The following is a 13,255-nucleotide window of genomic DNA, read 5'->3' as shown; positions in this document are numbered from 1 at the left end:
ATTAGTGCTTTATTTGTTTAGCGCAGCCATCTGTTGGTTTTTTTGTGATTGTTGGCTTAGGTGTTGGAGTTACCGTAGGTAAATCCGGTCCCTGCGCTAAATTGATAATTAATGGCATCTCATTATCAGCATGAGTTTTTGAGATATCTACATAATTCAAAGTTCCAGCGGTAGCACCTGCGGGCAGACCTTCAATCTTTATTTCCCACCGGCCGCTGGCATTTCGCTCTGGGGTTTGTTTTTTGATTTTAATTTTAGGATCAGTTGGTCTAAATACAACCGTACCGGTTACAACTGGTGTGCCAATTGACCTGAAAACCTCAACATTTATAAATACAGGCTTATTGGTATCAGTTGTTGTAACTGAGATTAAATTCAACTTAGTCGGCTCATTAACTGGCATGAGATCAACCTGCTCTGGCTGCCACTTACCCTTTATTAAGGAAAGGAAAGTTTCTGGTGTGCCTCTAAAAACATTTAAATCAAGACGAGCACTTGGTACGCCGTATTTTTTACCAATTCCACAAGATGAGTACTGCCAGATTTGCCACTGGGATGAGCAGTTGGCTGTACTCCATGAGTGCACAAAGCAACCGATTGTTGCTCGCTGCCCTGGTTTTGAAATTGGATCTGCTGGATGAATTCCATAATGGGCTAACCAAAGTGGGTACTGCCTAAGTTTTTCACTGCGCTCCATTGCACCCTCTAAGAATTGTGCGTAGGAGTATAAAAATGGTTTTCTACCTGTTTTTTCTTCAACAGTTTCTAACCAAGTTTCAGCCCATAAAGTGACCAAGCTCCTTGGCAAAGTTTTAATACAATCACCTGAAGAGTTTTTCTTAACACAACTATTTTCTAAATCGAGTGCAACTGGTAGATCACGTTCGTTATAACCACCAAGGGAGGCAAGGCGCCATAAAACTTTTTGGGCTTGTGCTTTAGCATCGCGAATCACATATGCCTCATCGGTGCTATTTGGCATGTAAGCAAAGTGATACATACCGGTATAAAGTCCCGCAGCTTGTGCCGCACTTCGATCTCCAACCAACCATCGCATGGTTTCAAGATCTGCCTTTTCTTGGGCGTCTGATCCTTTAATTAATACAAATCGCATCCCAGCATCAAACATCTGCTTAAAATCAATTGGTTGATCATTTGGGTGCTGCCAGCGGCTGATATCTGATCCTTGAATACGCCCGCCAGTTAATTTGCCAGTCTCAGTTGGAATAAATAAATCATCCGTTGTGGCAAAGGTTTTTGTTAAATCAACTTTAAAGTTTGCATTCTTAGAAAGTGTTTTCTTTTTACCGATGACTACTTGAGCACGGTATTGACCTTCTGCCTTAATCGCAGTGGCAACTGTTGTAATTCGCCAAGCTCCACTTGCTGCTGATGTAGTTTTTAATGGCGTCGCCTTCCACGCCACACCATCAAAGGTATCAATAGTGATTGCACCTTTTGCCGCCGGCTTCACCTGACCATAAAAGGTAACTAAAGATTCACCAGCATTTGGCGTGCTCTCAACTTTTAATGTTAGAGATGTTTTTGCAGTTGCACTGTTTGCAGCCGGATTAAAGCCAGTAGCAATTACGACTAGAGCTAGGAAGAATGCAACTCTTTTCACCGCTCTATTATTGTGGGTGTAAAGCCAAAAACCCTTTCAATCGCTTCAATTAAAGATTTAGTGTGGGATGGATTACGAGTTTTCTTAAAATCATGGGGGTTTGCAAACTTTTGACTATCAGCAAAATCTAAGGTTAATTGGTTGTTTTCAAATGAAACCAATCTGGCATCAAAGAATGAAAGCCAGGTAACTCGATCCATCTCCAAAAGGAGATCTAAGACCTCATTCCAGCGGTTTTTAATATCCTCAAGTTGCATTTAATTAGATTAGAAATCCATATGCAATTGCCAAGACGAGAATGATAAGTGCGAGCATTTTGCTCACTCGCTTGAGCAAAAGTGCTTTAAGTGCTGGGATAAATGTTGCAATAAATGCCACTGCGCCAAGGATTATTAAAACTAAACTTTTAGAAAGATTTGAATCATTTCCAGTTTGATATCGCAGATTAATCAAGCCCATCGCCAAGATTGCATAAGAGCCAAACCGATAATTGTTTAATGGATTCATTTTTTAGGAATTCTCAATGAGTGCATACCGCCATCAATACTGATTGCGGTGCCAGTAACTGATGCTTGCAAGGGGCTCGCTAAAAATATAATCGCGCTAGCAATTTCAGTAGGGGAGACAAGTCGTCCCATTGGCTGCCGCGCCTCTAGTGCAACTCGAGCAGCTTGCGCATCCTCTGATTGATCTAACAATCGCTTAACCCAAGGTGTATCAGTTGTTGCTGGGTTTACGGCGTTAACCCGAATGCCATCGGCTAAGTGATCAGTTGCCATTGCAAGAGTTAAAGTCATAACCGCACCCTTTGACGCACTATAAGCTGCGCGATTTGGAATTCCATCTGTGGCAGCAATTGATGCGGTATTAACAATGGCTGCATGCTTACTGGCACGAAGTAGCGGAATCGCTTGCTTGGATACTCGAGCTGTTCCCACCACATTGATGTTTAAAACTTTATGCCAAATCTCATCTGTTTCATGCTCAACTGTTGTTAGCGAACCAATTCCAGCATTGTTAATTAAGATATCTAAACCTTTACTTGATTTCTTAAACTCATTAAAAGCTGATTCAACTGAGGTGGCATCACCAATATCGCACTTTACATATGTTGCATAGGCTGCCATTTCACCTGGATTAATATCAAAACCAAATACAGTTGCGCCTCGCTCTTTAAGTCCCTTTGCAACCTCAAGGCCAATACCAGAGCCGGCTCCGGTGATAATTGCGGTTAAGCCTGCAAACTCTTTTTCCATAATCTTTATCTTCCGATCTGCTATCTCAGTAGGCGAACAGTATTCACTATTCCAACACGCTCCTATACTATTGTGAATATGGCCCGTCATAGCGAATTAGTAAAAATTTCACGCATAGATCGTTACGTAACAAAGCTTGCGCTAGGAACCGCGCCCCTTGGTGGCTTATTTACTTCTGTTGCCGACTCTGAAGCGGAGTCAACAATTTTGGCAGCAGTAGATGCCGGAATTAATTACTTCGATACCGCACCTTTATATGGCTATGGAATTGCTGAAAAAAGATTAGGCGCTGCCTTAAATAAATCAGGAAAACCATTTGTGCTCTCAACCAAGGTTGGGCGCGTACTTGAAAAAATTGATCCAAACAAAAAAGTAATTGATGATTCACTAGGTAGCTTTGCCGATATTGATCCAAATGTAATTCCAGTTTTTGACTTTTCACGGGATGGAATTCTTCGCTCAATCGAAGATAGCCTAAAGCGTTTAAATGTTTCTTCCTTTGACATTGCCTATATTCATGATGCTGATGATCGAATTGGTGAAGCAATCGAGAAGTCTTATGGAGTTCTAGATGAACTTCGCTCCCAGGGTGTTTTAAAAGGAATTGGTGTCGGTATGAATTACTGCGCACCATCTATTAAGGCAGTTAAAGAGATGGATCTAGATATTATTTTAATTGCTGGCAGATTCTCACTCCTTGATCAATCAGCCCAAGAACACTTATTTAAAGAGTGTAAAAAGAAAAATACCGCAGTAGTAATTGGTGGTGTTTATAACTCAGGAATTTTGGCAAACCCAGTTGCCGGTGCAACATTTGATTATGCACCTGCAAGTGATGAATTAATTAAACGCGCGCAACAAATCAAGCAACTGCTTGGTGATTTTCACATTCCACTTACTGCAGCAGCTATTCAATTCCCACTTCGCCATCCTGCTGTCACCTCAGTGCTAACTGGATCTAGAACAGTTAAAGAGTTAACTTCAAATATTGCCGACTTTGATCGTGATATTCCAGCTGCTGTGTGGGACGCACTTGAGGAGTCTGGCTTAGTGAATCGAATTGAACTCTAATAGATGAGCCATTTAGCGGTAATTCAAACTCCATCTAATCCTTATCACTTAGTCAAAGAGATAAATGGCAAGTACTTTGAAATAGAGAAGATTAAAAATTTATCTGACGCGCTTTCATTACATATGGCTGATTTTAGAAAAGCCTACGATGCAGCAGGCAGCACTGAAGTAAAAGGTAAATTAGTAGCACCAGTTGCAATCGATACTGAGGTTTGGGGAGCAGGCGTTACCTATCAACGCTCAAGGGATGCTCGAAAAGAAGAGAGTGATATTCCGGATGTTTACCAATTAGTTTATGAAGCAGATAGACCAGAGTTATTTTTTAAAGCAACTGCTCGCAGAACTGTTGGTCATGAGGGTGAGGTTGGAATTCGAGCCGATGCTCAAACCTCCGTGCCAGAGCCTGAGGTAGCAATTGTGATGAATAAATTTGGTGAGCTAATTGGCATGAGTATTTGTAATGATATGACTTCAAGAAACATTGAAGGAGAGAATCCACTTTATCTTTCGCAAGCAAAGATTTACTACGGATCAAATGCATTAGGACCAATGATTAGACCGATTTGGGAAATTGTTGATCATGACAAGTTAGATATATATGCCAAGATTGAAAGAGCTGGCTCAATTGTTTGGCAGGCAGAGACCTCACTTAAATCTCTAAACCGAAGCTTTGATGACTTAATTGATTACTTGTTTAAATGCCAACACTTTCCAGTGGGCGTAGTCCTTTCTACTGGAACAGGAATTGTGCCACCTCTTGATATTTCTCTAATGGCAGGGGATGTAGTTACCATTATCGTTGATCAAATTGGAACTTTAGTTAACAAAGTTGCATTAACACCTGAAGATATTAACGATCGGATTAAATAATGAGTGAACATGTAGTTTGGACGCAATGGGATGATTTAAAAGTTCCAAGTAATTTCAAGCGCCTATCACCTGCAACTACTCCTGCTGCAACCGGGGATATGTCTGAGGTTACCTTTTATGTTCCAACCTATATGGGTGGCCGGCCAGCCCTTGAATTAACTAAGAAAATGCCAAACTTAAAAGTATTACAAGTTCCAAATGCTGGTTATGAGGACGCACTTGAGTTTCTTAGGCCAGGAATTACTTTGTGTAATGGCCGTGGCATTCATGATGATTCAACTGCTGAATTAGCAGTTGCTCTTGCAATCGCCTCCTTGCGCGGCTTTGTTACATTTATTAGAGATCAAGATCAGGGTGAATGGGTCAATAAAACCTATAACTCAATTAATGATCGCAAAGTTGGAATTATTGGTTACGGCTCAATTGGTTCAACCATTGCCAGAATGCTCTCTGGTTTTTCAGTTGAAATTGTTGCCTTCACGCAAAGCGGTCGGGATAACACCATTGCAATTTCTGATTTAGATAAACACCTACCAACTCTTGATGTGATTTTTTTGATTTTGCCATTAACTAAAGAGAGTAAACATTTATTTGATGCTCGACGCCTAGCCTTAATGAAGGATGGCGCGCTATTGGTAAATGTTGCTCGCGGGCCCATTGTTGACACAGATGCGTTATTAAAAGAGCTTAACTCTGGTCGTATTACTGCTGCTTTAGATGTTACTGACCCAGAGCCACTGCCAAAGGATCATCCACTTTGGTCTGCAAAGGGAGTTCTGATTTCACCACATGTTGGTGGCAATTCATCAGCTTTTGATAAACGGGCAAGAAGTTTATTTGAATCACAGCTAAATTTATTAGCAGAGGGTAAGCCGCTAAATAATATTATCGTGGCTGGTAATTAGGCCAATACTTTTTAATCTTTTCGCGTAAGAAATCTGCGCTTTCGTGCATCTGCTCCATGCCATCCACGCCATCTTCAATTGAGATCCAACTATCAAAGCCGACATCTTTTAATGTTTTAAAAATCGCATCATAATCATTTAGCCCTTTACCAATAACGCCATGTTTAAAGAATGAAACATAACCAGCACTCCCGCCCTCTGCTTTGCGTAAATCTTCAATGGTGCCATTAGCAAGGTAGCGATCAGAGGCGTGCATAGTTAAAACTCGATGCTTTACTTTCTCTAATAGCTCAAGTGGCTCTTCACCTGCTGCAATTGCATTTGATGGATCAAAATTAACTCCAAAATGTGGTGAATCAATCCGAGAAACTAAGTCAACAAAGACATCCATCATTTGCGCAAACTCTGGCTCGGTCCAGAAATCATCTTTGTAATGATTTTCAATTATCAAAGTCACGCCATGTTCTATGGCTGCTGGAATACATGCATTAATTGCATCAACAACATATTTCATTCCCTCATCCCGAGTAATATCTTTTCTCCTCTGCCCAGATAAGACACGGCAGTATTTAGCACCGAGTGCTGCACTCATTTCGATTGCAAAAATTTCTTTCTCTATCTCCTTATTTCGCAAAGCCTCATCTGGGATTGTGAAATCAGGGGAGGCGCACATCATTGGAATAACCATGCCGGTATCTTCAACAGCCTTTCGAACCTTTGGCCAATTTGATGGATCTTTCACATCAGCAAAGTTGTTATAAAACTCCAGGCCATCAACATTTAATTCATCGCCTAATTTAATCCACTCATAAATACTCATTTGCCCAGAAACTAATTGCTTGATAAAACCTTTTGGAAAGGCGGCTAACTTAGGCATTTACTTCTCAGGATTTCTGCCAATAATTGAGAACTGCTCTAACTCAACAACTGAACCTGTAAATGGCCGGGACTCATCACCTAACCAGTAAATACAAGCAGCAGCTAATTGCTCTGGTGTGCTCATAACGCCAAAAGGAATATTCTCTTTACCTAACTTCTCTGGCCACTTATCTGGCATTCCTTTTTTAATTTGATCAACATACTCACGCTGCGTCAATATCCAGCCAGGATTAATTAAATTAAATCTAACCTGATCTATGCCATGAGCATTAGCTAAATTTCTAGTCATTGTTTGCAGGCCCGCTTTGCCAATACTGTATGCCAGAAGTGATGACTCACCACTGTAGGCATTAATTGAACCAATATTTAAAACAGCGCCCTTGCTTTTCTTAAGGTGTTCAAAGCAAGCTTGAATTAGAAAAAGCGCTGATTGCAAATTAACTGTAATAGTTTTTGCAAAGGCCTCAGGCGTTAACTGCAAAAGATTATTTCGCTCAATAATTGCAGCGTTATTAACTAATCCATCAATCTTGCCAAAGGCTGAGATCGCAGCATCTGCAATCTTTTTTGGTGCAGATTGATCTGCTAAATCTGCAATACAAAGGGCGGCGCTTTCTCCTAATTGATCAACAATCTTTTGCCCACCAGCCTGATCAATGCCGTGGATTAATACCTTAGCTCCCTCACTGACGGCTTTAATTGCAATTGCGCTACCAATACCAGAGGTTGCACCGGTAATGATTATTACCTTATCTTTTAATCTCATTTTACTCAGGCCTAATTACAGATTTTAAAATCTCACCAGATTGCATCTTCTCAAATGCAACCTGCCAATCTTTAATTGGGAATACTCCACCTAAAACTGGTTTTAAATCTAATTTTCCACTTTCTAATAATCTTAAGACCCGCTCCCACATTGGCCAGTTGTGAGAAAAACTTCCACGCAAGGTGACATTTTTTGCTACCAATGGATCAAGTGAAAAATCTAATGGTTGTGGTCCCCAGCCAACCTTTGATATCCAACCATTTGGCCTGATAACAGCTAAGGCATTTTTTAATGAAGCACTAACACCAGCCGCATCAACCACGCCATCGGCGCCTAACCCATCAACACTTTTTGCCCATTCACTTGCATCGCCAATAATTACTTCACAGCCATAAGATTTTGCAATCTCTAATCTAGTTTTATCTTTTTCTAAGCCAACTAATGCAACCTCAGCTCCTGCTAATTTCGCCATTGCTGCGCATAAAACACCGATTGGACCAGGTCCATAAACCACAATTCGATCTCCTGGTCGAACAAAGCCAGGAGCAATGGTTGCGCTATAGGCGACAGCGCATGGCTCAGTCATTGCTGCATAATCAAATGAGATGTTGGTTGGAATTTTGTGAAGTAAGCGGGCTGCGACCTTGGCATATCTAGTCATGCCGCCATTAACACCATAACCAAATCCTTTACGAGATGGATCTAAGTTGTACTTACCCTGTCTAGATAATGGTGAATCGGTATCAATTACCGCAGCAGTCTCAGTTACTACTCGATCACCAACCTGCCATTTGCCAGCAGATTTAACATTTTTACCTAGCTCTTTTATAACGCCACAAAACTCATGTCCTAAGACAACTGGGTAATTAACCTCCCAAGAGTTTGTGCCATGCCATTGATGTAGATCTGAGCCACAAACACTTACCGCCTCCACCTGCATAATGACATCATCATCACCAAAGAGTGGATACTCAATCTCTTGTAATTCAACACTGCCTGGCTTTGATGAGAAGTTAACAACTGCTAGAGATTTCATTTTTTAATCACCTAACCCTTGGCGTAATTGGAATATCACCATATGCATGAACCTTTTCACAAATTTTTCTAAGAACTTCTTCAACATTTCCAGCACCCTTTGAAAATGAATCAGCATCAATAGCAAGAGGGGCGCCAATTACTACCAAAGGTGCACCATATGAGGGGCAAGCTATTGCTTGCTCCAGTGATAAACCACCAACAGCTTGCACTGGAATACCAACTGCATCAACAACTGCTTTTAATTGATCAAGTGGATTTGGTGCAACCTCACCCCTAGCTGCAATGCCACGTCGTTCGTCATAACCAATGTGATGAATAATCATGTCACAACCTAAATCTTCAAGCACACGTGCACCATCAACCATATCTTCACAACCTAAGTTATCTCCCATAACTGTGATGCCGTAATCCTTACCAGCTTGCACAACAACTTTAATTGTCTCTGGATGCGCTCTTGCCATTACAACAACATGAGTGGCGCCAGCTTTTGCCATCATCTGCGCCTCTAAATATCCACCATCCATAGTTTTTAAATCTGCTACCACTGGAATATGAGGAAACTCTTTTCTAAGGGCGCGCACGCCATGTAATCCTTCAGCCAAAATAAATGGCGTACCAGCCTCTAACCAATCAACACCGGCCCGCATAGCGGTGTGAGCCATCTCCATCGCCTCTTTAATATCGGTTAGATCTAAGGAAACTTGCACAATCGGTTTCACTTATAAGACTCCATACTTTGCAAATGCCTCACTTGGAGCCATGCCATCTTTAACAGCTTTTCTAAACAAGTTCTCCCCAGAGTTTTTCTCTTCCACTCTGGCAATTACCTCATCGATCGCAGCCTTTGGCACAATTACCACACCATCAATATCGCCAACAATTAAATCTCCTGGATTAATCATTACGCCATCAATCTCGGCTGCCACATTATGTTCAACCACTTCATACCTTGAATTAATATCAAGGGGTGAGGTTTGCACACCAAAAACTTTAAATCCTAACGCTTGCATTCTGGTGGTATCCCTTACTGGTCCATCAGTTAACGCACCTGCCACACCTTTGTGTTTGCAAGCAGTTGAAAGTAATTCTCCCCAAAATGCTGCTGGATGATTACCGCCATTATTTCGATTAGATGGTGTTACATAAACTTGATCTTTGCCAACTGCGTCCAATGCTTTAAGTAATCCAACGTATGGCACATCAGGAGCTGTGAAAACTGCTTCAACTCTTACGGGAAATGCGTATCCCATCATCACGCCATCACCTGAAAGCATTTGGATATCTGGTTTTAAAACTTGATTACGCAAATCCATATGATCTAAACAATCAGAGGCTAAGGCTGCGGTAAATATGGTGGACAGTTTTGCTAAATCGTAATCTTTATTGGCCATGGCCTAAAGATTAGGGGCTTTTTCTTCTTACTTATAGACCCTTAAGTACTACTTGAGGCATTGGGCGTGAGTCTTTATAACTTTTAGATAAATTTTAGATAAACAAGTGATTATTAACTAAATATTAGCCCGCCTTGATTGACTACCTAACTGGTGAGTACAAAGATTCATTCAGGTTCGACGATCCTCGTTGTACCACTTCCTATAGAGAAGAAATGGAGAAATGAATGCGTAGAAGTTCATTTCGTCTTGTTGCAGCTGCAGCAGCTATTGCCCTTGCGGTAACTGGTTGTTCATCATCATCTGATGAAGCAGCGAACGAAGACACAGAGTTTGAAATCTTTACCTGGTGGGCATCTGGTGGCGAAGCTGCTGGCCTACAAGGAATGATCGATGTTTACGCAGCACAAAACCCAAACACAGAGTTTATTAACGCTGCTGTTGCCGGTGGTGCTGGTGTAAACGCAAAGGCTGTACTACAGAGCCGTTTAGATGCTAACGAGCCACCTGATTCATTCCAAGCACACGCTGGTATGGAGCTTGATGGTTATGTAAAGGGCGGACAACTAGAAGATTTAACTTCTTTGTACGCATCTGAAGGTTGGGACAAGATATTCCCAGCTGACTTAATTAAGACTCTTACTGTAGATGGAAAAATTTACTCAGTACCTGTAAACATTCACAGAGCAAATGTACTTTGGTGGAATCCAGCAACTGCAACAAAGGCTGGCGTAACCAAGGCTCCTGCAACTCTTGATGAATTCTTTGCAGATCTTGAGAAGTTTAAGAAGGCTGGCGTAACTGGTCTAGCCCTTGCAGGAAAGGGAGACTGGGCGATTGCTCACCTTCTTGACTGGATGCTTCTAGCATCAATGGGTGCAGATAAGTTCGAAGGTCTATACAACGGTTCAACTTCATGGACAGGTCCAGAAGTTGCTGCCGGTCTTAAGAACTTCCAGAAGGCACTTTCTTATGGAAATAAGGGTGCAGGAAATCTTGATTGGCCAGATGCAGGTAAGTTAGTAACTTCTGGTAAAGCAGGATTCTTCATTATGGGTGACTGGGCTTCTGCTCAGTGGCAATCAGATGGTCTAAAGCTTGGAACTGACTACACATTCGCAGCAGCTCCAGGAACTGTTGGTACATACCAATGGCTATCAGATTCATTCACACTTCCAGTTGGTGCTCCACACCGCAACGCTGCAATTGCATGGTTGAAGGTTTGTGGATCACAAGCAGGACAGGATGCATTTAATCCAAAGAAGGGATCAATTTCAGCTCGTACAGATGCTGATCTATCCCTATACGATGATTATCTAAAATCAGCTTCTTCTGACTGGTCAAAGGATCGCTTAGTCGGTTCAACAGTTCATGGAGTAAATGGAAATAACGCACTGATGGCTAAGTACAACGCAGCCGTTGGTAAGTATTTCTCAGGCGGATTCAAAGATAACGCCGGACTTGCTAAGGATCTTGCTGCAGCTTACGAAGCAGGCAAGGCTTAATAGCAACAAAGTAGTACAAGAACTTTGGTGGGCAATTAATTGCCCACCAAAGTTTTCTAATTAGATAACCAATCGCTAGGCTCCACCACCTGCTACTTATAAAGATGAGGGGATCGCTTCGGTGAGTAAAACAACCAAGAATAAACGATCTTTTAGCACTCGCGTTGGTGGCTTATTTTTCGTATTACCTTCAATAATTACCGTAGTTATCTTTGTTTATGGCTTAATCCTGTGGTCAGTAAATGTCTCTCTAACTAACCAAAACTCTGGCAGCAAAAAAGCCATTGAGTATGTTGGGCTAAAGAATTACACCGATCTAATCAAAGATGAGCGCTTTACACACTCACTATCAAATTTAGTTAAATTTACAATCGTATTTATTTTAGGCGCGTTAGTAACTGGATTTATCATGGCATTACTGCTTGAAAAAGGTATTAAGGGTGAGGGATTTTTCCGTTCATTTTATTTATATCCAATGGCGATCTCATTTATTGCAATGGGAACTGTATTTAACTGGATTCTTAACTCAGCCAGAGATGAAGAGGCGGGTGGGTTAAATCTTGCTCTGCAAAAAATAGGTTTAGGTTTCTTACAAAATGATTGGTATGTCTCCGAAAAAGGTGCGATGTATGCAATGGCGCTGCCGGCGATCTGGCAGATGTCAGGTTATGTATTAGCTCTCTTCCTAGCGGGCTTTCGCGGTATTCCAGATGATCTGCGAGAAGCTGCACGAGTTGATGGTGCTAGTGAATCTCAAATTTATCGCCATGTTCTCTTTCCACAGCTGACGCCAACACTTCTTACAATTTTAATTATTTTGGGCCATATATCTATGAAGGCCTTTGATCTAATTATTGGTATTAATGGAAAATCCTATGTAACTCAGGTAGTAGCTGTTTATATGTGGGAGGCAACCTTTGATGCTAGAGATTATGCAAAGGGAACATCAATTGCCATTGTCCTATTAATTATGATTGCAATTGTGGTTGTGCCATACCTTCGATATAACAACAAACAACAGGCGTACCGCTGATGAGCAAAGACATAGTCGATTTAATTACAACAAAGCATGATGTGCGCAATAAGAAGCGCAAATTAAACGGCAAGGAGAAATTCTGGCTGATCTTCCGTTATGTTTCTTTGACATTTATCTGGTTCTTAGTGGTTATGCCAATTTATGTGATGGTAATTAACTCACTTAAAGGTGTTAAAAATGTTTACCTCATAAACGCTTTTAAACTTCCAGAGAAGATAGATTTCTCAGCCTGGTCGGTGGCATGGAGTGGAACTGATTACTTCCCACAATCAATCTCTGAATCAATGGTTCGAACCCTCTTATTTGTTGTCCAAGCATCAATAATCTCAGCTGTTATCGGCTCAATTAATGGATATGTTTTTGCTAAATGGAAGTTTAGAGGCTCAAACTTTGTCTTCACCATGTTTTTATTTGGAATGTTTATTCCATACCAAGCAATCATGATTCCATTGGTGAGAATTGCAACTACTTTAGAAATAAATAAATCAATCTATGTGCTGGTCTTTGCTCACGTTATCTACGGTATTCCTATCTGTACCTTAATTTTCCGAAATTACTATGAAGCAATTCCAAATGAGTTAATTGAAGCTGGCCGAGTGGATAAGGCATCAATGGTAAGAATTTATCGATCAATAATTCTGCCGCTATCTGTGCCAGCATTTGTGGTGGTTTTAATCTGGCAATTCACCTCAGCCTGGAATGACTTCCTATTTGCGATCTTCTTAACTGGTGGTTCACCTAAGTTATCAGTTGCGACAACTGCGCTTAACTTTATTACCGGCTCATCAAATCAGGTGTACTACGGTGTGAATATGACCGCCTCATTAATAGTTTCACTACCAACATTAATTGTTTATGTCTTCCTAGGTCGCTACTTCCTACGAGGATTGCTCTCCGGTTCTCTAAAGGGTTAA

15 protein-coding genes are annotated in these 13,255 nt (G+C 41.2%); 6 read left to right on the top strand and 9 right to left on the bottom strand.

Annotated features, from left to right (window positions below):
* Position 1: 1 nt before the first annotated feature.
* Genes B1s21122_RS04615 through B1s21122_RS04600 form a run of 4 tightly spaced genes read right to left on the bottom strand, consistent with a single transcriptional unit; the run spans position 2 to position 2,880 of the window.
* Positions 2–1,624 carry a glycoside hydrolase family 25 protein gene (locus B1s21122_RS04615; protein WP_095680400.1) on the bottom strand — a complete coding sequence of 541 codons (1,623 nt, stop codon included), beginning with the start codon at positions 1,622–1,624 and terminating at the stop codon, positions 2–4.
* The gene (locus B1s21122_RS04610; RefSeq protein ID WP_095680401.1) at positions 1,621–1,881 is read right to left on the bottom strand and encodes a hypothetical protein; all 261 of its coding nucleotides are present in this window, start codon (positions 1,879–1,881) and stop codon (positions 1,621–1,623) included. Before B1s21122_RS04610 ends, B1s21122_RS04615 begins: the two co-directional genes overlap by 4 nt.
* A 4-nt stretch (positions 1,882–1,885) precedes the next feature.
* Entirely contained in the window at positions 1,886–2,131 is a 246-nt protein-coding gene (locus B1s21122_RS04605; RefSeq protein ID WP_095680402.1) for a hypothetical protein, read from the bottom strand.
* A complete protein-coding gene (locus B1s21122_RS04600; protein ID WP_095680403.1) occupies positions 2,128–2,880 on the bottom strand; it encodes an SDR family NAD(P)-dependent oxidoreductase in 753 nt (250 codons plus the stop codon). The genes B1s21122_RS04605 and B1s21122_RS04600 overlap by 4 nt, the downstream gene beginning before the upstream one ends.
* A gap of 78 nt (positions 2,881–2,958) precedes the next feature.
* Between B1s21122_RS04600 and B1s21122_RS04595 the strand changes: the two genes are divergently transcribed.
* From B1s21122_RS04595 to B1s21122_RS04585, 3 genes are read left to right on the top strand one after another with little or no spacing between them, the layout of a single operon-like run.
* Positions 2,959–3,951, top strand: coding sequence for an aldo/keto reductase (locus B1s21122_RS04595; RefSeq protein ID WP_095680404.1), 993 nt, complete (start codon positions 2,959–2,961; stop codon positions 3,949–3,951).
* A 3-nt stretch (positions 3,952–3,954) separates the two neighbouring features.
* Positions 3,955–4,821 (top strand): fumarylacetoacetate hydrolase family protein, encoded by an 867-nt coding sequence (locus tag B1s21122_RS04590; protein ID WP_095680405.1) that lies wholly within the window; start codon positions 3,955–3,957, stop codon positions 4,819–4,821.
* Positions 4,821–5,726 (top strand): 2-hydroxyacid dehydrogenase, encoded by a 906-nt coding sequence (locus B1s21122_RS04585; protein ID WP_095680406.1) that lies wholly within the window; start codon positions 4,821–4,823, stop codon positions 5,724–5,726. Before B1s21122_RS04590 ends, B1s21122_RS04585 begins: the two co-directional genes overlap by 1 nt.
* Here B1s21122_RS04585 and B1s21122_RS04580 read toward each other — a convergent pair.
* The 5 genes from B1s21122_RS04580 to B1s21122_RS04560 are packed head-to-tail and all read right to left on the bottom strand — an operon-like array spanning position 5,707 to position 9,800.
* Positions 5,707–6,603: a sugar phosphate isomerase/epimerase family protein gene (locus B1s21122_RS04580; RefSeq protein WP_095680407.1), complete on the bottom strand. Its 897-nt coding sequence runs from the start codon at positions 6,601–6,603 to the stop codon at positions 5,707–5,709. The genes B1s21122_RS04585 and B1s21122_RS04580 overlap by 20 nt on opposite strands.
* On the bottom strand, positions 6,604–7,371 hold the full coding sequence (locus B1s21122_RS04575; protein WP_095680408.1) for an SDR family oxidoreductase: 768 nt from the start codon (positions 7,369–7,371) through the stop codon (positions 6,604–6,606).
* Between the two features lies 1 nt (position 7,372).
* Complete coding sequence (locus B1s21122_RS04570) at positions 7,373–8,407, bottom strand: zinc-binding dehydrogenase (RefSeq protein ID WP_095680409.1); 1,035 nt, start codon at positions 8,405–8,407, stop codon at positions 7,373–7,375.
* A 7-nt stretch (positions 8,408–8,414) separates the two neighbouring features.
* Complete coding sequence (locus B1s21122_RS04565) at positions 8,415–9,128, bottom strand: orotidine 5'-phosphate decarboxylase / HUMPS family protein (protein WP_095680410.1); 714 nt, start codon at positions 9,126–9,128, stop codon at positions 8,415–8,417.
* Positions 9,129–9,800 (bottom strand): RraA family protein, encoded by a 672-nt coding sequence (locus tag B1s21122_RS04560; protein WP_095680411.1) that lies wholly within the window; start codon positions 9,798–9,800, stop codon positions 9,129–9,131.
* Positions 9,801–10,027: 227 nt separating this feature from the next.
* On the opposite strand from B1s21122_RS04560, the gene B1s21122_RS04555 reads away from it, so the two are divergent.
* The 3 genes from B1s21122_RS04555 to B1s21122_RS04545 all read left to right on the top strand — a co-directional run bounded on the left by B1s21122_RS04555 (position 10,028) and on the right by B1s21122_RS04545 (position 13,255).
* Positions 10,028–11,305 carry an ABC transporter substrate-binding protein gene (locus tag B1s21122_RS04555; protein ID WP_095680412.1) on the top strand — a complete coding sequence of 426 codons (1,278 nt, stop codon included), beginning with the start codon at positions 10,028–10,030 and terminating at the stop codon, positions 11,303–11,305.
* Positions 11,306–11,426: 121 nt separating this feature from the next.
* Positions 11,427–12,338, top strand: a complete 912-nt coding sequence (locus B1s21122_RS04550) for a carbohydrate ABC transporter permease (RefSeq protein WP_095680413.1) — start codon at positions 11,427–11,429, stop codon at positions 12,336–12,338.
* Positions 12,338–13,255, top strand: coding sequence for a carbohydrate ABC transporter permease (locus B1s21122_RS04545; RefSeq protein ID WP_095680414.1), 918 nt, complete (start codon positions 12,338–12,340; stop codon positions 13,253–13,255). Before B1s21122_RS04550 ends, B1s21122_RS04545 begins: the two co-directional genes overlap by 1 nt.

The sequence above is a fragment of the Candidatus Nanopelagicus limnes genome, from assembly GCF_002287885.2.
GTDB lineage: Bacteria > Actinomycetota > Actinomycetes > Nanopelagicales > Nanopelagicaceae > Nanopelagicus > Nanopelagicus limnae.
Note: the sequence above shows the minus strand (reverse complement) of the source record. Positions and strands in the feature narration are given on the sequence as shown.

What these genes read in the sequence shown, in the direction of transcription:
- B1s21122_RS04610 (WP_095680401.1), bottom strand. Translation starts at nt 1,881, where the DNA reads ATGCAACTTGAGGATATTAAAAACCGCTGGAATGAGGTCTTAGATCTC.
- B1s21122_RS04605 (WP_095680402.1), bottom strand. Translation starts at nt 2,131, where the DNA reads ATGAATCCATTAAACAATTATCGGTTTGGCTCTTATGCAATCTTGGCG.
- B1s21122_RS04600 (WP_095680403.1), bottom strand. Translation starts at nt 2,880, where the DNA reads ATGGAAAAAGAGTTTGCAGGCTTAACCGCAATTATCACCGGAGCCGGC.
- B1s21122_RS04595 (WP_095680404.1), top strand. Translation starts at nt 2,959, where the DNA reads ATGGCCCGTCATAGCGAATTAGTAAAAATTTCACGCATAGATCGTTAC.
- B1s21122_RS04590 (WP_095680405.1), top strand. Translation starts at nt 3,955, where the DNA reads ATGAGCCATTTAGCGGTAATTCAAACTCCATCTAATCCTTATCACTTA.
- B1s21122_RS04585 (WP_095680406.1), top strand. Translation starts at nt 4,821, where the DNA reads ATGAGTGAACATGTAGTTTGGACGCAATGGGATGATTTAAAAGTTCCA.
- B1s21122_RS04580 (WP_095680407.1), bottom strand. Translation starts at nt 6,603, where the DNA reads ATGCCTAAGTTAGCCGCCTTTCCAAAAGGTTTTATCAAGCAATTAGTT.
- B1s21122_RS04575 (WP_095680408.1), bottom strand. Translation starts at nt 7,371, where the DNA reads ATGAGATTAAAAGATAAGGTAATAATCATTACCGGTGCAACCTCTGGT.
- B1s21122_RS04570 (WP_095680409.1), bottom strand. Translation starts at nt 8,407, where the DNA reads ATGAAATCTCTAGCAGTTGTTAACTTCTCATCAAAGCCAGGCAGTGTT.
- B1s21122_RS04560 (WP_095680411.1), bottom strand. Translation starts at nt 9,800, where the DNA reads ATGGCCAATAAAGATTACGATTTAGCAAAACTGTCCACCATATTTACC.
- B1s21122_RS04555 (WP_095680412.1), top strand. Translation starts at nt 10,028, where the DNA reads ATGCGTAGAAGTTCATTTCGTCTTGTTGCAGCTGCAGCAGCTATTGCC.
- B1s21122_RS04545 (WP_095680414.1), top strand. Translation starts at nt 12,338, where the DNA reads ATGAGCAAAGACATAGTCGATTTAATTACAACAAAGCATGATGTGCGC.